Source organism: Pseudomonas sp. DCB_BI (genome assembly GCF_026240995.1).
In the GTDB taxonomy this organism is placed as follows: Bacteria; Pseudomonadota; Gammaproteobacteria; order Pseudomonadales; family Pseudomonadaceae; genus Aquipseudomonas.
On sequence record NZ_JAPFCG010000019.1, the window covers coordinates 110,873 to 128,640 of the forward strand.

Annotated in this window: 18 protein-coding genes; 17 read left to right on the forward strand and 1 reads right to left on the reverse strand. The window is 58.9% G+C overall.

Annotated features, from left to right (window positions below; all coding sequences use genetic code 11):
* Nucleotides 1-5 precede the first annotated feature (5 nt).
* From OO258_RS20505 to OO258_RS20525, 7 genes are all read left to right on the forward strand, one after another.
* A complete protein-coding gene (locus OO258_RS20505; protein WP_266032212.1) occupies nucleotides 6-281 on the forward strand; it encodes a hypothetical protein in 276 nt (91 codons plus the stop codon).
* A gap of 142 nt (nucleotides 282-423) precedes the next feature.
* Nucleotides 424-960, forward strand: coding sequence for an RHS repeat domain-containing protein (locus tag OO258_RS20510; protein WP_416309224.1), 537 nt, complete (start codon nucleotides 424-426; stop codon nucleotides 958-960).
* Nucleotides 858-1,319: an RHS repeat-associated core domain-containing protein gene (locus tag OO258_RS27750; protein WP_416309225.1), complete on the forward strand. Its 462-nt coding sequence runs from the start codon at nucleotides 858-860 to the stop codon at nucleotides 1,317-1,319. The genes OO258_RS20510 and OO258_RS27750 overlap by 103 nt, the downstream gene beginning before the upstream one ends.
* Nucleotides 1,320-1,322: 3 nt before the next feature.
* Complete coding sequence (locus OO258_RS20515; protein WP_266032213.1) at nucleotides 1,323-1,739, forward strand: hypothetical protein; 417 nt, start codon at nucleotides 1,323-1,325, stop codon at nucleotides 1,737-1,739.
* Between the two features lie 662 nt (nucleotides 1,740-2,401).
* Nucleotides 2,402-2,587 carry a hypothetical protein gene (locus OO258_RS20520; protein ID WP_266032214.1) on the forward strand — a complete coding sequence of 62 codons (186 nt, stop codon included), beginning with the start codon at nucleotides 2,402-2,404 and terminating at the stop codon, nucleotides 2,585-2,587.
* An 819-nt stretch (nucleotides 2,588-3,406) separates the two neighbouring features.
* Entirely contained in the window at nucleotides 3,407-3,673 is a 267-nt protein-coding gene (locus tag OO258_RS27755; RefSeq protein WP_416309226.1) for a MafI family immunity protein, read from the forward strand.
* 132 nt (nucleotides 3,674-3,805) lie between these two features.
* Nucleotides 3,806-4,096: a hypothetical protein gene (locus OO258_RS20525; protein WP_266032215.1), complete on the forward strand. Its 291-nt coding sequence runs from the start codon at nucleotides 3,806-3,808 to the stop codon at nucleotides 4,094-4,096.
* 74 nt (nucleotides 4,097-4,170) lie between these two features.
* On the opposite strand, the gene OO258_RS20530 is transcribed toward OO258_RS20525, so the two are convergent.
* Complete coding sequence (locus tag OO258_RS20530) at nucleotides 4,171-4,689, reverse strand: Hcp family type VI secretion system effector (protein WP_110744683.1); 519 nt, start codon at nucleotides 4,687-4,689, stop codon at nucleotides 4,171-4,173.
* Between the two features lie 740 nt (nucleotides 4,690-5,429).
* Between OO258_RS20530 and tssA the strand changes: the two genes are divergently transcribed.
* The 10 genes from tssA (at nucleotide 5,430) to tagH (ending at nucleotide 17,767) form a co-directional block, all read left to right on the forward strand.
* Nucleotides 5,430-6,992, forward strand: a complete 1,563-nt coding sequence (gene tssA / locus OO258_RS20535; RefSeq protein ID WP_266032238.1) for a type VI secretion system protein TssA — start codon at nucleotides 5,430-5,432, stop codon at nucleotides 6,990-6,992.
* Between the two features lie 34 nt (nucleotides 6,993-7,026).
* Nucleotides 7,027-7,536 (forward strand): type VI secretion system contractile sheath small subunit, encoded by a 510-nt coding sequence (gene tssB, locus OO258_RS20540; RefSeq protein ID WP_266032216.1) that lies wholly within the window; start codon nucleotides 7,027-7,029, stop codon nucleotides 7,534-7,536.
* 27 nt (nucleotides 7,537-7,563) lie between these two features.
* The gene (gene tssC, locus OO258_RS20545) at nucleotides 7,564-9,036 is read left to right on the forward strand and encodes a type VI secretion system contractile sheath large subunit (protein ID WP_266032217.1); all 1,473 of its coding nucleotides are present in this window, start codon (nucleotides 7,564-7,566) and stop codon (nucleotides 9,034-9,036) included.
* Nucleotides 9,037-9,048: 12 nt separating this feature from the next.
* On the forward strand, nucleotides 9,049-9,456 hold the full coding sequence (tssE, locus tag OO258_RS20550) for a type VI secretion system baseplate subunit TssE (RefSeq protein WP_110744679.1): 408 nt from the start codon (nucleotides 9,049-9,051) through the stop codon (nucleotides 9,454-9,456).
* Nucleotides 9,457-9,528: 72 nt separating this feature from the next.
* Nucleotides 9,529-11,316 (forward strand): type VI secretion system baseplate subunit TssF, encoded by a 1,788-nt coding sequence (tssF, locus tag OO258_RS20555; RefSeq protein ID WP_266032218.1) that lies wholly within the window; start codon nucleotides 9,529-9,531, stop codon nucleotides 11,314-11,316.
* Nucleotides 11,280-12,287, forward strand: coding sequence for a type VI secretion system baseplate subunit TssG (gene tssG, locus OO258_RS20560; RefSeq protein WP_266032219.1), 1,008 nt, complete (start codon nucleotides 11,280-11,282; stop codon nucleotides 12,285-12,287). Before tssF ends, tssG begins: the two co-directional genes overlap by 37 nt.
* Nucleotides 12,288-12,298: 11 nt before the next feature.
* Entirely contained in the window at nucleotides 12,299-14,878 is a 2,580-nt protein-coding gene (gene tssH / locus OO258_RS20565) for a type VI secretion system ATPase TssH (RefSeq protein ID WP_266032220.1), read from the forward strand.
* Between the two features lie 10 nt (nucleotides 14,879-14,888).
* A complete protein-coding gene (locus OO258_RS20570) occupies nucleotides 14,889-16,406 on the forward strand; it encodes a sigma-54 interaction domain-containing protein (protein ID WP_266032239.1) in 1,518 nt (505 codons plus the stop codon).
* A 35-nt stretch (nucleotides 16,407-16,441) separates the two neighbouring features.
* Nucleotides 16,442-16,579, forward strand: a complete 138-nt coding sequence (locus tag OO258_RS20575; protein WP_110744738.1) for a type VI secretion protein — start codon at nucleotides 16,442-16,444, stop codon at nucleotides 16,577-16,579.
* A gap of 21 nt (nucleotides 16,580-16,600) precedes the next feature.
* Nucleotides 16,601-17,767: a type VI secretion system-associated FHA domain protein TagH gene (gene tagH / locus OO258_RS20580; protein ID WP_266032221.1), complete on the forward strand. Its 1,167-nt coding sequence runs from the start codon at nucleotides 16,601-16,603 to the stop codon at nucleotides 17,765-17,767.
* Nucleotide 17,768 lies beyond the last annotated feature (1 nt).

The following is a 17,768-nucleotide window of genomic DNA, read 5'->3' on the forward strand; positions in this document are numbered from 1 at the left end:
CTAAAGTGGATAACAAAGAAATATGGCTATTCAATGGGTCCATGGCTCGATTCCCTTCTGGTGTTTTTTTTTCCTTGGAGGGCGCAAGGGAATGGATAAGGCGGCATAAATTGAGCGGAGTGCTTACAAGATACCCCGCTAATACGGGGGTGTACGATTGGGCTATTGAAAATGGTCTTTTTTCTGCAACAGAAGATAAGCATAAGACGCCATCATTTATAGGCGGTTTCACTTGTGCGTCTATGGAGCATTTTCATTTTGAAGATGGTGAAGAAGACTAATCTTTCGAGACAGGGACGCACAAAAGCGCTCAGCCCGCAAGCCTAGGTCCGCTTGCAAGGGCAGCATTAACGGCGTGTATCAGCGTTTCACTACGACAGCGAGAACCGCCTGGTCCGTGCAGAAACCTGGCATGGCACACAGTTGCAAAGTGAAGCGCGTTACCGCTACGACTGCCTGGGTCGGCGTATTGGCAAAGAGGTCACCCGCAACGGTCAGACCGAGCGCATTACGTTCCTGTGGCAAGGGTTGCGCCTGCTGCAAGAGCAGCAACCGCAGCTGCGCAGCCTGTACAACTACGAGCCGGACAGCTACGCCCCGCTGGCGTCCATCGACAGCGATCCCGAGCAGCCGGAACGACCCGGCAAGTGCTACTGGTTCCACACGGACCAGATCGGCACACCGCAAGAGCTGACCGATGCCGAAGGGCAGGTGGTGTGGCGGGCGTACTACAAGGCGTGGGGCGGGCTGGAGGCGCTGTCGCCGAACGGGGTGGAGCAGAACCTGCGGTTTCAGGGGCAGTACCACGACCGGGAAACGGGCTGCACTACAATACGTTTCGGTATTACGATCCGGGGGTGGGGCGGTTTACGACGCAGGATCCGATTGGGTTGGTGGGGGGGCTCAATCTATACCAGTATGCGCCAAACCCTTTGGGTTGGATCGATCCGCTTGGATTAACCTGTGCCCCAACTAAGGCATCTTCATTGCCTGTAACCCGTCCTGGAACTAAGATGTGGAGTGCGGCAGTTGAAAAATTAAGGGCGGCGACAGGGCACGCCACCAATAGCGTTGGTGGAAATGTTCATAATATACGAGTTCCAAACCAGCGAGATGCAAAAAGGCTAATAGAAGAAGCCTTTGGCTCCGGCTTCCCGAGGAATAAACCGCAATCTAGAACTGGTAATTATGGTTACGAATATCATCGACCTCCAGAGTCAACAGCGCCCTTCAATAATGATCTTCAGCATATCAAGTGGTATAACTGGCGGACGAAGCAGGGGGCTGATGGGCATGTATTTTTCGATGTTTGGAGTTAATTTTTGAATAATCTAATTCCGGAATTTGTGAAGTGCTTTGGCCCTGTGGTTTTGCATGACGAGACTGTGAGGGTCAGGAACATTATTTTTGCTGCTTTCAGGAGGCCTTACGTAAAAGGCGATATAAATACCCATGGACCTTTATGGGCTCAATATGCATCTCCTCAGGGGGTGCTAGTCATGTCTGAGCTGGATATAGATAAAGATACGCGTGGTTATATTTTCGTGGAAGGCAGGGGTAATGGCTTCAAAGTTTTTTGTTCGAGCTTAGGCAGGTTCCTTGATTTTCTTGTTGATAGAGAGGACGGAGTGTTTCCGGCCATGTACTTTGTTGATGAAAATTTTGTTTTCTGTCTTTGCGAAAACGGGGAGAGGGGATCAATGAGGCCGATATATTTTTACAGGGGCGCGAAAGCTTAATTTATGAACGCAGCTGCGCCCAGAGAATGGCTATGAGATTCTGGATGATTGATGATCCGGGGAGGATAATAAGTGGCCACTCAACAATTTAATAATAAGTCGTTAGTTTTTGCCATAACGGATAGTGACTTTGGTGAGATAGAAAGTGCCGTTCAGAGAGGTTTAAACTGGACGAGAGATCCAGTGATTAAGCGAAAGGCCGTTAAGGAAGTCGAGTTATCCATCCAGCGGGGCGGAGCATTGCCTTGCGAAGGCGTCTTCTATTAATCTAGCGTAAATGAGCATAAGCTAATTTTTTTGACGGACTCATCGGATGGCTGGGGTTCTTTGCTCTATAGTTTGTCGATTAGTGGTAAGTCAAGTTATTTATTGTTCAGTCTGCTGGGCGGTGAGTACCCTTTGATGGAGATGAGTCTTATCGACTCAGGGGATGTGGTTCGCTTAGTTAGAGTGTCGAGGGAGGATAAATGGATCTTTTATGAGAGCGGAAGGCTCTTGTGGTTTGAGGAAGAGTGCAGTTATTAAAAAAGGAAGATTGCGGATAGGCTTACGTATGGAAATTTGTTGGCATATTCCATAAAAAATGGAGTAAATTTTGAATCTTCTTTATTTTTTAAAGTTGCGACAGAGTCGCTATGGCTAAGTGAGGCGCGATAGACTGAATGCACCTGGTCGGCATCACCGATGCCCTGGAGCAGACCCTGCGCCTGATTCGCCAGCCCGGCGGTGAGATTCTGCGCACCGAACAGCCCGATGGCAGCTGCGATGTCTATGGCTACAATGCCCTCGGCCAGGTCACCAGCCATACCAATGGCGAAGGCCGCACCACATACCTGAAGCGTACCTAATCGCTCTCACAAAGCCGTCTATGGGTTGAGCGGGAATAAAATTGATAATGCGAAGAAGGGGCGGTACTGTGGATAGTTTGCGCGAAACGGAGGAGTTTGTTTTATTGGAGGCCTTGACAAGAAGTGAGGGATCTTTCATATATGAGCTTGATACTAATCATTTCTTTTGCCGGGAAAGGCTGGATCGATTGCTTCGTGAGTGCAGAGATCTAGCGAGGCTTTATAAGGCTAATGGAAAGTCAGAGATTTATCCGGAGGTGTTAAGAGGGGTGCTGTCTACATTTCAGCATGCATTGTTCTTGGTATCATGTAATTTTATGGAGGATGATAGCTTTGAGATACAAAATTATGAAGCTGGATTGTCATCGGAGATTCTGTCTGACTATTATATTGAGTTCAGGGTTATCTTGAATGATCTTATTATGTAGGTTTTGTCTGGGGCTGCGAGAGCCCAGCTTTCCCCTTTGAATTTGGAGGCGTTGTTTGGCAACCCGGTCGATGCGGTGAGCGGGCGCAAGCTGCTGCTGGAAGAAAACGAAACCGACTTCACCAAGAAGGAGTACTGGTGCCTTGGGTGCTGAAAGAGGTAAAAATGTTGAGCTAAAAGGAAAAACGAAGGGTAATCTAATGGGTTGGAAAATCAAGGATGACGCGCTGCCGGAAAATATCGTGAAAAAAGGGAGGGTTGGCACGTGCGGAGTGATACGCTAAAGCAGTTTGATTAGTGCAAATCAGAGTAGTGTATCAGCCAGCAAGGGGACGGATAGTAACTGCGTTCCCAGATAACGGACCCGTTCCACACTTGCCGGGGGCAAAATAATGGCTACAGTTGCTGGCACCAAATTGAAAAGCCTTGGTGAGACATTCAATGATAGAGTCTCCGCCGAGGAGTTGAATTATGCATTGAGCTATATAGATTTTGGAGAGGAGCCACTGGCACTTGAAATGCTTTGTGATTGTATTTGTGAGCACGAAATTATCATGACTAAAAATGAATATGAAAACATCTGCAAACTTAACTCATCACTTAATAACCCTTTAGGCAAGAATGTAATCAATCACCTGAAGTCTTTGGCAAGGATCTAGTTATAAAATTTGCAAGCGCTATGTTTTCGCTAAATTCTACTGGCAATAAAAAACAGCAGCGACGCTTATCAACGCTTCCACTACGACAGCGAGAACCGCCTGGTCCGTGCAGAAACCTGGCATGGCACACAGTTGCAAAGTGAAGCGCGTTACCGCTACGACTGCTTGGGTCGGCGAATTGGCAAAGAGGTCACCCGCAACGGTCAGACCGAGCGCATTACGTTCCTGTGGCAAGGGTTGCGCCTGTTGCAAGAGCAGCAAGCGCAATTGCGCAGCCTGTATATCTACGAGCCGGACAGCTACGCCCCGCTGGCGCGCATCGACAGCGATCCCGAGCAGCCGGAACGACCCGGCAAGTGGTTGCCGTTGGTGCCCTGGATGGAGAGGGTGAGAGAACGCTGGCTTGCCTGCCTGAACATTTAATGCCGTTAAGGTCAGGTAGCGTTGAGGTGGTAAGCGCCGACGGCGCGGAGTACCGTCGGCAGGTTCACGCGTGGTTACACCGAGACCGGGGTACGCCAGTCGTCGGAGCCGGACGTGCCGGAGACCTCGTGGGTCCAAGTAATCTTGCGGTAGGTAAAGTAGACGTCTTCCAGATGGGTGAAGTGCGCCATGTTGGGGTCTTGGCAATTAGCCATGTTGGACTGCACGTCGACGATGATCGCGTCTTCGAGCTTGATGGTGTAGTAGTGCTCTTGAGTGCCGGAGGCCGAGGTGCGGAACCACTTCAGGGTGCACTCCTTCAGGCGCTCACCACTCGTCAGGGCAGTGAAGATCAGTGGTGAGGACTTATCGAACACCTTCGTGATCTTCAGTGGTTTGTGCACGCGCTGGCCGGTCGGCTGTCCGGACTGCGGGTCACGCGGAATGATCACCTGGTGGTCGAAGGCCTGCACCAGGATCTCGTCCTCATGGCCTTCCTGGAAGATGTTGCCGACCGAGTCCTGGGTGAAGGTGCCGGCGGTCATGAGGCCTTGTTTGGTGCCTTGCAGGGTCAGATACGCGGGTGTTGGCATTGCAGCTCTCCTTGCGGAATAGGTATGGATTGGCCGGGTATTTCTGGTCCGGTCACGCCAGTTCTAATCAAGTTGCATGCCATACATTAAGAAACCCAATAAAATCACGGGTTTGTTGATGTCGGACATTTTTCAGTGCGTCGGTATGATGGGATTCAGGGCGAATGTGCGCAGCTTTCTGCGCGGCAATGTGCAAGAAGTTGCGCACCGTGTCCCGGCGCCTGTCAAAAGGGTGCCTGATAGGTATCATCTTCTATTTCTTGTAAATGGTTGCGCAACTTTTTGCGCAGTTCGCTATCTGTGGATTTCCTGCTTTTAGCTCTTTGAGTGTGAGTGGGTGTTTTCTATGGTGCATATAAATAATGCGCACTCTAAGAGGTGCCAATATCTTGTAGGAAAATTCGTTGCAGCGTGTAGGACTCGCCCTTCGAGTGTGTAGGAAAGATTCTGCTACTTGACCTGAGTCGCGCGTCGAATCAATCGGTTCTATGCCTCTAGGGTGCAGGTTTCAAGGGTGATTCTGCTTGTTTTTAACGTGCTCGGACCTGTTCGAAAATACGTTGGGTGGCAAGATGTATAAATAGAGTGAGCGGTTTAAGGGCGCTTGCGTCTTGCTGGGTCACCATTTATGCTCCAATTAACTGCCCCTCTGGCGTAGCGTTCCAAGTATGCGAATCTTCATTAGCTTGTTTAATGGAGGGTTGCTCGTGGCACGCCAAAAAACCGTTAAAAGGCCGCGGATGGCGTATTCAAATAAGTTGTGCACTCGTTATCTAGAACTCGTGAAATCGCCTGTTTCTGGTGCTGCATTCGCTGGTGAGGACGTGCGCTTTTCCAACGAATTCGAGGCGCTGGAAGAAGAACTCAACAAGGACTCGGCAATGCATGATGTCGGGCGCACCGACTGGGCCAAAGTGATCGACGGCTGCGAGGTTCTGCTGCGCGACCAGACTCGTGATCTGCGCGTTTGCGTGTGGCTTATTTGGGCGCTGCATCAGCGCGAATCTTTCGTCGGACTGGTGGCCGGCTTGGGCATGTTGCGGTACCTATGCCGGCAGCACTGGGCCGAGCTGCACCCGCTGAAAGTGCGTACCCGCGCTGGCGCCTTTGTTTGGCTGATGTCGCGTCTGGAGCAGACGCTGACCGATGACGTACCGGTTAAAGAACAGCTGTTGCTGTTCCGTGCCATAGTTGAACACCTTGAGGCACTCGACGAAACGCTTGCCGCCCAGCTGGGCGATGACGCGCCGCTGATCCTGCCAATGTGCCGGCGCTTGGCCAAGATGGTCGAGCGCGGTGGCGAAGGCCAGCCTGGGCCCGGCAGCGTCGGTGCGATGTTGGCTCAGGTCAAGCACGCCGCCACCCAGTTAGTCACGCCGGGCGCAACCATCGACAATGAAAAGGATGCCCACAAGGCCTTGCGCGCCCTGCAGGACGGTGGGCGGCCGCTAGGTGCCTGGTGGCTGAAGCAGAAAGCAAGCGACCTGCGGGCGTTGCGGCTGAATCGCACTCTGGCCTGGTTGCCAATCGAAGGCTTACCTGGCCGCAACGCTGAGCAGGTCACCGCGTTGCGCGGCTTGCCCACCGACAAGCTTAACGACTATCGCCAGCGCTTCGAGGCCGGCAAGTACGCTGACCTGTTGGTGGACGTCGAGGCCAGCTTAGCGCTTTCGCCGTTCTGGTTCGATGGCCAGTGTTTGGCCTGGGAATGCTTGCACGCCTTGGGCAGCGAGGCGGCTATGCGCGAGGTGGAGATAACCTTCGCGCTGTTCCTGCAACGCCTGCCAGGCATCACCGACCTGCGTTTTCACGATGGTCAGCCGTTCGCCAGCGCCGCCACCTTGAGCTGGATAAGCGCCACAGTGTTGCCGCACCTGGCAGCCCCAGTCGCCGCGCGCCTGGTTGGGCCCGATGAGCAGGAGCGTCTGCCAGCCTGGGAGCTGGCGCTGGAGACTGCCCAATCTGTATTGCACGAGGACGGTCTGAAGGCTGCGGTTCAGCAGCTCAAACAGGGCATGCAGTCCGCTCAGGGCGGGCGGGAGCGGTTTTTTTGGCAATTTAGCCTGGCTCGGCTTTGCCACCATGCCAAGAAGTACGAACTGGCCCGTACCCAACTCGAATCCCTCGATCGCCAGCTGCATGGAGCAGGACTGGATCCCTGGGAGCCGGCGCTCGTGCTGCAGGTTCTGCAGTTGTTGCACAACTGCTGTGAACTGCTGCCGCAGAACCATGAGGTGCGCGAGCGCAAGGACGAGGTTTATCGCAGGTTGTGCCACCTTGATCTTGAGGTGGTGCTCGATTAGGCCCTCGGGCCGTAACCGCAAATGGAGAAGACCGATGGCCAAAGAAGGCTCGGTAGCACCCAAGGAACGCATCAACGTCACGTTCAAACCAGCCTTGGGTGATGCCCAGGAAGAAATCGAGTTGCCGCTCAAGCTGCTGGTGCTGGGTGATTTCACCCAGCGTGCCGACGATCGCAAGATCGAGGACCGTAAGCCAGTCAGTATTGATAAGAACAACTTCGACGATGTGCTGGCCAAGCAGAGCCTGAGCCTAACCCTCAGTGTGCCGAATCGCCTGCAGGACGACGTGGCCGAAGGCGAAGAGCTGGCGGTGGAAATCAAGGTCTGCTCCATGCAGGACTTCAACCCAGCCAACCTGGTCGAGCAGGTCCCGGAGTTGCAAAAGTTGATGGAGCTACGCGAGGCACTTGTGGCGCTCAAGGGGCCGCTGGGCAACGCCCCGGCCTTCCGCAAGGCTATCGAAGGCGTTTTGGCTGATGACGAAGCGCGCAACCGTGTGCTGGGCGAGCTCGGCATGGATGCCTCCCCCAAGCAGCACGCTTGAGCCCGGACTGTATAAGGACACTGACCCATGAGCACCGAAGTACAACAAGTAACCGAAAGCCTCGCCGAGTTCGGCATCCTCGATCAGATCATCGCCGAAACCAGTCTCACCCCGGAAGACGATGCCTACGGCATCGCCAAGCGTGGCGTCTCGGCCTTCATCGAAGAGCTGCTCAAGCCGCAGAACCAGGGCGAGCCGGTCAAAAAGGCAGTCGTCGACCGGATGATTGCCGAGATCGATGCCAAGCTCAGCCGACAGATGGACGAGATCCTGCACAGTCCCGAGTTCCAGTCACTGGAAGCTTCCTGGCGTGGTCTGAAGATGCTGGTGGACCGCACTGATTTTCGCGAAAACATCAAGCTCGAGCTGCTCAACGCCTCCAAGCAGGATTTGCTGGACGATTTCGAAGACTCTCCGGAAGTTATGCAGGGCGGCCTCTACAAACATGTGTACACCGCAGAGTACGGTCAGTTTGGCGGTCAGCCGGTGGGCGCGATCATCGCCAACTACTTCATGTCGCCCAGCGCACCTGACGTAAAACTGATGCAGTACGTTTCAAGCGTATCGTGCATGTCCCACGCGCCGTTTATCGCTGCCGCCGGCCCGAAGTTCTTTGGCCTGGAGGCTTTCACCGGTCTGCCAAACCTGAAGGATCTCAAGGATCACTTCGAGGGCCCGCACCTCGCCAAGTGGCAGAGCTTTCGTCAGTCCGAAGACTCGCGCTACATGGTTCTGACCGTGCCGCGCTTTCTGCTACGTAACCCCTACGATCCTGAAGAAAACCCGGTTAAGACCTATGCGTATCGGGAGATGGTTGCCAACAGCCACGAGCACTACCTATGGGGCAACACCGCCTTTGCGTTTGCTACCCGCCTGACCGACAGCTTCGCCAAGTTTCGCTGGTGCCCGAACATCATTGGGCCGCAGAGCGGTGGCGCGGTCGAGGACTTGCCGCTGCATCAGTTCCAGAGCATGGGCGAGATTGAGACCAAGATCCCGACCGAAGTGCTGATATCGGACCGCCGCGAGTACGAGTTGGCCGAGGAAGGTTTCATTTCCCTGACCATGCGCAAGGGCAGCGACAACGCCGCGTTTTTCTCTGCCAACTCGGTGCAGAAGCCCAAGTTCTTCGGCAACAGTGAAGAAGCCAAGAGCGCTGAGCTGAACTACAAACTCGGTACACAGCTGCCGTACATGATGATCATCAACCGCCTGGCACACTACCTGAAGGTGCTGCAGCGCGAGCAACTGGGGGCGTGGAAGGAACGCACCGACCTCGAGGATGAGTTGAACAAGTGGATCCGCCAGTACGTGGCTGACCAGGAGAACCCGAGCGCAGAAGTACGTGGCCGTCGCCCGCTGCGTGCTGCCGCCATTGCCGTCAGTGATGTCGAAGGCGAGCCGGGCTGGTACCGCGTGAGCCTGAACGTGCGCCCGCACTTCAAGTACATGGGGGCTGATTTCACCTTGTCTCTGGTCGGCAAGCTCGACAAGGCTTGATTGGAGTAGTGCATGAGCGGATACGGCAGTCTGTTCGAGCGCCTCGCTGGTGAGGCCGCCGGACGCAGCGAGTACGACCGCGAAGTCAGCGTGACCACCTCGGTGGCCAGCCACCTGAGCAAGATGCTTAGCACCCGCGCTGGCAGCGTGCAGATGCTGCCCGACTATGGGCTGCCGGACCTCAACGACATGCGTTTGAGCCTGCATGACGCCTTGGCCCAGGCCAGGGAGGCGATCCGACGCTTCATTGAAACCTACGAGCCGCGCTTGGGCAGCGTCCAAGTGGTCTCGCAGCCGCAGGGCGGCGATCCGCTCACTCTCACGTTCGCCATCGAAGGTTGGCTTGAAGTGGAGGGGATCCGCTGTGCGGTCTCCTTCACCGCCCAGCTCGATGGCAGCGGCAAGGTCAAGGTTCGATAAGGAGTTTCGACATGGGCGAACCCGCTGCATGGGGCAGTGCCCCAACCATTTCGCAACAGAGGTAATTACCCAGTGTCGTTCAACCACTACTACCAGAGCGAACTCACCGCCCTGCGCCAGTTGGGACGGCGCTTCGCCGAACGTAGCCCGGCGCTGGCGCCGTACCTGGGCCAGAGCGGGCGCGACCCGGACGTCGAGCGCCTGCTCGAAGGTTTCGCCTTTCTCACCGGGCGCCTACGCCAGAAGCTCGATGACGAGCTGCCCGAATTGACCCACTCGCTGATGCACCTGCTGTGGCCCAACTACATGCGTCCGCTGCCGTCGTTCAGCATGCTGCAGTTCGAGCCGCTGCTACAGGCCGGCCCGGCGCAGACGGTCGCGCGCGAAACCCCGGTGGAAAGCGTCCCGGTCGATGGCGTGCGTTGTCGCTTTCGCACCTGCTACGCCACTGAGATACAGGCCCTGGACCTGGCCGCCATCGATTACGCTGTCATGGGCGACGGCGCGGTGCTGACCCTGCGCACCGAGATGAGTTGCGATGGCTTTCTCGCCGAGCTGGAACTCAAGCGCCTGCGCCTGCATTTGGCCGGCGAACGCTATATCAGCCAGATGCTCTACTTGTGCCTGCTGCGCAACCTCGAAAGCATTGAGCTGGTGCCACTGGACCAGCACGGCAAGCCGTTCTCGCGCATCAGCGCCCCCGATCTGAGCTACACCCTGGGCGGCGACAAGGTTTCTGCGGTTGGCTTTGGTGAGGAGCACGCGCTGATTCCGTACCCGCTCAACACCTTCCGCGGCTATCGTTTTCTGCAGGAATATTTCTCGTTCCAGGACAAGTTCCTGTTCGTCGACCTCGAAGGCCTGGAGGCGCTGGCGGCCATTCCCGAGACGCTGCAGGAGCAAGTGCGCGGCGTGGCAATCCGCTTCAACATCCGCAAGAGCGGCATCCAGCGCCTGCGCCCGAGCCTTGAAAATATCAAGCTGCACTGCACCCCAATCGTCAATCTGTTCCGCCACGACGCGCTGCCGATTCGCTTGGACGGCAAGCAGGACGAACACCTATTGCTGCCGGCTGAGTATGACCTGCAAAGCTGCGGCGTGTTCGCTGTGGAAGGGGTGACCGGTTGGCTGCCGGGCGGCGTGGGCTACCGCAACTATGTGCCGTTCGAGTCGTTCGAGCACGACGCCAGCTTCGATGTGAAGGAATGCAGCCCGCACTACAGCGTGCGTCAGCGTAGCTCGCTGCTGCACGAAGGCCTGGACACCTATCTGAGCTTCGGCATCCGTCAGACCCAGTCCCACGAGACACTGTCGATCGAGCTCACCTGCACCAACCAAAACCTGCCGCTGCGCCTGCGTGAGGGCGATATCTGCCTGATAGCCGAAGGTACCCCGGAATCTCTGCGCTTTCGCAATATCACCGCCGCCACCCCTAGCTATGCGCCGCCCATCGGCCGGGACTTCCTCTGGCGGCTGATCAGCAACATGTCGCTGAACTACCTGTCGCTGGCAAACGTTGAGGCGCTCAAAGTGGCCCTTGAGACCTACGACCTGCCGCGCTACTACGACCAGCATGCGGAAAAGGTCAGTAAGCGACTGCTCGGCGGCCTCAAGTCCGTGCGTCACGAGCATATCGACCGACTACACAAGGGCCTGCCGCTGCGCGGTCTGCGCACCGAGCTGACGATCGACCCGGAGGGCTACGTAGGGGAGGGCGACCTGTTTGTTTTCGCCTCGGTGCTCAACGAGTTCTTCGCACTCTACGCCAGCCTCAACTCGTTCCATGAGCTGAGAGTCAAAAGCACACAAGGAGAGGTGTACCAATGGGCACCACGCATGGGCCTACAGCCTCTGCTCTGAACGATCTGACGCGCCATATCCGCGAATATTCATTGTACCAAGCGGTGCTGTTGGTGGTCGATCGTCTGCGCGAAGACAGTCCGTGGCTCGACCAGGACGAGCTATACGAGCGCCTTGAGTTCGAAGCTAACCCGAGCTTGGGCTTCCCCGGCAGCGATGTTGACCGTGTGCAGTTTTTCCACGAGCGCGGTGAACTATGCGCGCGCTTGCGGCTGAACGTGGTTGGCCTTGTGGGCGCCAGCTCTCCATTACCCACTTTCTACGCTGAGCAGGCGATCGGTGACAGCGACGAAGGCAATGCTACCCGCCAGTTCCTCGACCTGTTCCACCACCGGTTGCAGCGCCTCATGTTGCCGATCTGGCGTAAGTACCGCTATCACGTGCGCTTCGAGGCCGGCGCCACCGACCCGTTCTCGGCGCATCTGTTCGCCCTGATCGGCCTGGGCGGCGAAACCATTCGCCAGGCCAGTGAGCTGAACTGGCGGCGCCTGCTGCCATATTTGGGCCTGCTAAGCCTGCGCGCCCATTCGGCGGCGTTGATCGAGTCGGTGCTGCGTTACTACTTCAAGCACGAGGAGCTGCTTATCGAGCAGTGCGTTGAGCGCCGTGTGGTGATCCTCGACGAGGAACGTAATCACCTAGGTTTAGCAAACAGCCTATTGGGCAACAACGCGGTGCTGGGTGAGTGCTTGCGCGATCGCGGGGGCAAGTTTCGCATCCATGTGTATCAGCTCACATGGGAGCAATTTCACGGGTTCCTGCCGGTCGGGCCCGGCTATCAGCCCTTGTGCGCACTGGTGCGTTTCACCTTGCGCGATCCCCTGGACTACGACCTGCGCCTAGTCCTCAAACACGAGGAAATTCGCGAGTTGCGCATCGGCGAAAACAACGCCTGCCGCCTCGGCTGGACCAGCTGGCTCGGACGCGAACGCGCCGACGGGGTCGTCACCCTCGGCAGCCGGATTCATTGAGGACCAATAAAATGATCAACGTCGATTTGCAACAGCTCATCAAGGCGCTGGACGCCGAAACCCGCCGCGACCTGGAAGGCTGCGCGCAGCGTTGTGTCGGTCGGGGCGGCAGCAAGATCCTCGTCGAGGACCTGCTGCTGGCCCTGCTCGAGCGCCCCGAAGGCCTGCTGGCCAAGGCCCTGCAGGATGCCGAGGTGGACGCCCAGGTACTCGCCGCGGCGCTACAGCCGTTGCCCGAGCACAGCGCTTCGCGCAATCCCGTGTTCGCCCCAGAGTTGGTGCTATGGCTCCAAGACGGTCTGATGGCCGCCAGCCTGGAACTGGGGCAGAACCAGATCGACCAGGCCGCTCTGATCCTGGCCCTGCTGCGCAATCTGGTGCGCTATGCCGGCAGCCGCTACCAGCCGTTACTGGTATGCATCGATGCTGCTCGCTTGCGCGAATATGCGCTGGCCCAGCGCCCTGAGGTCGCCCCAGGCAAAACCGCCGCCGGTGGCGAGTCGCTGCTGGCCAAGTTCACCCACAACCTCACTCAGCAGGCCCGCGATGGCAAACTTGACCCGGTGCTGTGCCGTGACGGCGCGATCCGACAGATGGTGGATATCCTCGCTCGTCGGCGCAAGAATAACCCCATCGTGGTTGGCGAGGCCGGTGTGGGCAAGACCGCGATCGTCGAAGGCTTAGCCCTGCGCATCGCCGCTGGCGAAGTACCCGAGTCGCTCAGGGGCGTCGAGGTGGTGGCCTTGGACATGGGCTCGCTGCAGGCTGGCGCCAGCATCAAGGGTGAGTTCGAGCGTCGCCTGAAGGGCCTGATCGACGAGGTCAAGGCCTCACCCAAACCGATCATCGTGTTCATCGATGAAGCCCATACCTTGATCGGCGCGGGTGGCCAAACCGGCGGCGCCGATGCCGCCAATCTGCTCAAACCGGCCCTGGCCCGTGGCGAGCTGCGCACCATAGCGGCCACCACCTGGGTCGAGTACAAGAAGTACTTCGAGAAAGACCCAGCCTTGGCCCGGCGGTTCCAGCCAGTGCAGTTGCACGAGCCCACTGTCAGCGAGGCGGTGACTATTCTGCGCGGTCTGGCGCCGGTGTACGAGAAGAGCCACGGCATCTACCTGCGTGATGACGCGGTGGTCGCTGCTGTTGAGCTGTCGGCCCGCTACCTGTCCGGCCGGCAACTGCCGGACAAGGCTGTAGATGTGCTCGACACCGCCTGCGCCCGAGTGCGCATCAGCCTGGCCGCCGCCCCCGAACGCATCGAGTGCCTGCGCGCTGAACGGGCCGAGGGTGAGCGCCAGGTGCAGGCCCTGCGTCGCGATGCCGAAGCCGGCCTGCCGGTCGAACACGACGCCTTGCAAGCACTGGAAACCCGCCTGCAGCAGGCCAGCGACGAGCAACGTGCACTCCAAGCCCTGTGGCAGGAGCAGCGCAACCTGGCTGAACGCCTGCTCGACCTGCGCCAGCGCCTGGCCAACCCGCCGGGTGGCGACGAAAGCTCCGATGCCGTGCAGTGTCAAACCGAATTGCTGCAAGTGCATGGCGCGCTGACCGACGCTCAGCAGCGCGAACGCCTGGTCAGCTTTGAAGTGTGCCCGCGCCTTGTGTCTGAGGTCGTCAGCGCCTGGACCGGAGTGCCGCTGACCCAGCTGGCCCGCGAACACAATGCTAAGGTAATCAACTTCGCTGACGACCTGCGCCTGCGCATCCGTGGCCAGGAGCAGGCCGTCCTGGCCCTCGATCGCGCCATGCGCGCCACTGCTGCCGGCCTGAACAAGCCAGATGCGCCGGTGGGCGTGTTCCTGCTGGTCGGCCCCAGCGGGGTGGGCAAGACCGAAACCGCCCTGGCGCTGGCCGACCTGCTGTACGGCGGCGAGCGCTTCCTGACCACCATCAACATGTCCGAATTCCAGGAGAAACATACCGTTTCGCGCCTGATCGGCGCGCCGCCTGGCTATGTCGGTTACGGCGAGGGCGGCATGCTCACCGAGGCGGTGCGCCAGAAGCCGTATTCGGTGGTGCTACTGGACGAGGTGGAAAAAGCCGACCCTGACGTGCTTAACCTGTTCTATCAGATCTTTGACAAGGGCGTGGTCAACGATGGTGAAGGGCGCGAGATCGATTTTCGCAACACTCTGATCCTGATGACCTCGAACCTGGCCAGCGAGCGTATCAGCCAGCTCTGCGAAGACGGCCAGCGGCCCTCGGCTCAGGACCTTGAAGCGGCCATCCGCCCGGCCCTGAACAAGCACTTCAAGCCGGCCCTGCTGGCGCGCATGCGCGTGGTACCGTACTACCCGGTGGGCGGTGCAGTGCTCAACGAACTGGTGCAGATCAAGCTCGGCCGCCTGGGCGAGCGTCTGCAACGCCGCCAGTTGGGTTTCAGCCACTGCCAGGCATTGGTCGAGCACCTGGCCCAACGCTGCATTCAGAACGACAGTGGCGCGCGTCTGATCGACTACCTGATCGATTCGCACTTGCTGCCGAGCATCGCTGACCGCCTGCTGGATGCCATGGCTAGCGGTGAACGACTGACTCAGGTGCACGCAACCCTCGACGGCAACGGTGGGGTGGTTTGTGAGTTCGGTTGAGATGACCGGGCTGTTCGGCCAGATCCCTAGGCCGCTGGGCTACGCCGAGCGACTGCTGGCTGCGTTTGGCGTGCTGTCGCAAGCTGCGGAGCAGGGCGCGTTACTGGATGCCTTCGCAAGCCAGGCCTGCGCCCTGAGCGGCTGCGAGCTGGCACAGGTCTACCTGCTTGATGCTGGCCACAGTGCACTGCGCCTGGGCGTCGAGTGCCTGCGTGGCAAGCTGCGTACGGGCGATGGCGCGGTGCTGTCGGCCGACTACCGCGGCGATGAGCTGCTGCAGTTCAGCCTGTGCCAGAACCGCGTGCTGTGCCTGGACTCTCTCGGCGACGGGCTGTATTCGACCAACTTTCTTCCGGCCAGCGGCGACGCCTGGCGCAGTCTGCTGTGCGTGCCGCTGAACAATGCGGCGGGCGAGGTGGGCGGCTTGCTGATCAGCGCAAGCCCGAGGGCACTGGAACTGCAACATTTCGTCGCTTCGCTGGCACAGCTTGGTCGCTTCGTGCTCACTCAGGCTGCGCTGATGCTGCGTCTGCGCGGCAGCGCCGTGGTAGCAACTGCTACCCCCGACAGCAACGTGTGCCCCAGCGACTACGGCCTGATCGGCACCAGCGAGGCTATGCGCAAGACCTATCGGTTGATCAGCAAGGTGCTGCACAGCACCTACACCGTGCTGCTCAACGGCGAGACCGGCACCGGTAAGGAAGTGGTAGCCCGCGCCTTACACGAATGCGGCTTGCGCCGCAGCAAAAATTTCATCGTGCAAAATTGCGCGGCGTTCCCCGAGGACCTGCTGGAGAGCGAACTGTTCGGCTACTGCAAGGGCGCCTTCACCGGCGCCGATCGCACCCGGATGGGCCTGTTCGAGGCCGCCGACGGCGGTACCTTGCTGCTCGATGAGATCGGCGACATGCCCTTGGCGCTGCAGGCCAAGCTGCTGCGGGTGCTACAGGACGGCGAGATCCGCCCACTGGGGAGCAATCAGACGCGCAAGATCGACGTGCGCATCATCGCCGCTACCCATCGCGACCTACCTGCCATGGTTGCCCAAGGGCAGTTTCGCGAAGATCTCTACTACCGCCTGGCGCAGTTCCCTATCAGCCTGCCGCCTCTGCGCGAACGCGGCGATGACCTGTATTTACTGGCTGAGCACTTCGTCGCCAAGGCCTGTAACTGCATCGGCCGCGGCCCGCTGCGCTGGTCCGAGGCCGCGCTGGCGCATTTGGCAGGCCACGGCTTCCCCGGCAACGTGCGCGAGCTCAAGGGCATGATTGAGCGCGCGGCGCTGCTGTGCGACGGCGATGAACTGCGCGCAGAGCACTTCGGAGTATGTGACGAGGCGCCGGCAGAACCGAACAACCTGCACCTGCGTGAGTACATGGAGCGTGTCGAGCGCGCCTACATGTTGGGGTGCCTGCGCCGCAACAAAGGCAACCAGACCGTCGCCGCCCTGCAGTTGGGGCTGCCGCGTCGCACCCTGTTGTACCGACTCGACCGCCTGAACATCGACCCGAGCGAGTTCAAGGCGTGATCTTCGATTACTTGATATCGCATGGGGACTTTTTGATGCCTTCACGTCCATGGCTTCTCTCCGCCGGGCTGGTGCTGCTGCTCGGCCTTGCCGGTTGCCACGGCAACTACAAGTTTAACGATGACCAATACCGGCCCCTGGGTGAACCCCAGGTGGTAAACCGCGGCCGATGACCGCAAGGAGTGCACAAACACATGGAACTCGTGCTCGAGATTCAGAACACCCGGCAACTGATTCCCCTGCATGCCCGCACCTGCCTGTTCGGCGTCGCCGGCGGGATCATCGGTCGTGCCAGCGATTGTGAGTGGATCATCCCCGATGGTAAGAAGCACCTGTCAGGACACCACGCCAAGGTCAGCTGCGAGCGGGGCACCTTCTTCCTGACTGACCTCAGTCGCAACGGCGTGTTCACCGGCTCCGGCGCGCTGTTGCCCAAGGGCGAGCCATTTCGCATCGATCACGACAGCGTGTTCCGTCTGTGTGACTTCGAGATTCACGCACGCCTTGTGCGTGAGCCGGCGCGTTTCGACGGCGAGATCGGGCGCGCGGTGCCGGCCGGCAGCATCATCCCTGACGATGCCTTCCTCGCCCTCAACCCACTCAGCGCCTTCACGGCGTCGGCCGACAACGCCTTCGCCAGCGCTTGGCACGAGCCGGTGCAGCGCAGTGATTCTGCGCGCATCGACACTGAGAACCTGATCGTCCCGGAACTGGTGCCGGAGCCTGTGGACGAGCGGGGCTACCAGGCCCCGGCGTTCAAAGGGGAGGCAGTGTCGGAGCCGTTCTGGGCGCGCTTCGGCGAGGCCCTTGGGGTCGATGTGCATGCCCTTGATGGACCTGCCCGCGAGGCCCTGGCGGTGAAGGCTGCGAGCTTGCTCAAGCAGAGCATCGGTGGCCTGCAGCAGAGCCTGCGCACCCGCAACGACCTGAAGAACGAGCTGCGCCTGGGCCACACCACCGCACAGCAGAGCAGCAACAACCCGCTGCGCCAAGCCGGCGACAGTGCTCAGGCCCTGCGGCTGCTGCTGCAGCCCGGGCAGGGCTGTTCCGAGCAGGTACTGGCCAGGAGCTTGCGCGACTTGCAGGCGCATCAGGTGGCGCTGCTGGCCGGTAGTCGCGCGGTGGTGCGCAGCACCCTGGAGCACTTCACCCCTAGCCAACTGACCCTGCGTTTCGAGCGTGAGCGCGGCAAGCCGCTGCTGGCCACCGCGGGTAGCCGCTGGCGCGCCTTCCAGCGCTATCACCAGGCCTTGAGCCTGGACGACGATTTTGCCGAGCGGTTGCTGGCCCGTGATTTCGCCCAGGCCTATGAAGAGCAGGTTCGCCTGATCGCCACCCTGCACAGCGAGCATGAAGGATGAA